The following is a 446-nucleotide window of genomic DNA, read 5'->3' as shown; positions in this document are numbered from 1 at the left end:
GGCGCCGGGACCGAGCCGGATGGCGCAATCGATCTGTTCGCGCGCCAGATCGACGAGGCGCGGCGTGGTGGAGAGCACGATGTCGAGGTCGGTGCTGGCCGTCAGCCCGGGCAGGCGGGGGATGAGCCAGCGGGCGGCGAGCGAGGGCTGCAGGGTGACGACGATGCCGCGCCGGCGCCCGGTGAAGCGCGCGAGCGCGGCGTCGATGGCGGCATAGGCCGGGCCAAGGGCGCCGGCGAGGGCGCGGCCATCCTCGGTGGGGACGAGCGTGCGGCCGCTGCGGGTGAGCACCGGGCGCCCCAGGGTCTGGCGGATGGCGCGCAGATGGTGGCTGAGCGCGGACGGGGTCAGACCCAGTTCACGCGCCGCCGCCTCGACGGTGCCAAGGCGGACCACCGCCTCGAAGCTGCGCAGCGCCACAAGGGAGACACCGAGGCCGGGGCGGG

1 protein-coding gene is annotated in these 446 nt (G+C 76.0%); it reads right to left on the bottom strand.

What is annotated here, in order from left to right; translation table 11 throughout:
• Window positions 1-420, bottom strand: a 420-nt coding sequence (locus R5H29_RS14430; protein WP_332329344.1) for a LysR family transcriptional regulator, incomplete at its 3' end; no start/stop codon positions are given.
• Window positions 421-446: the final 26 nt, after the last annotated feature.

The sequence above is a fragment of the Stenotrophomonas sp. A3_2 genome, from assembly GCF_036624925.1.
GTDB lineage: Bacteria > Pseudomonadota > Gammaproteobacteria > Xanthomonadales > Xanthomonadaceae > Stenotrophomonas > Stenotrophomonas hibiscicola.
This window is presented reverse-complemented; position numbering and strand designations above follow the sequence as displayed.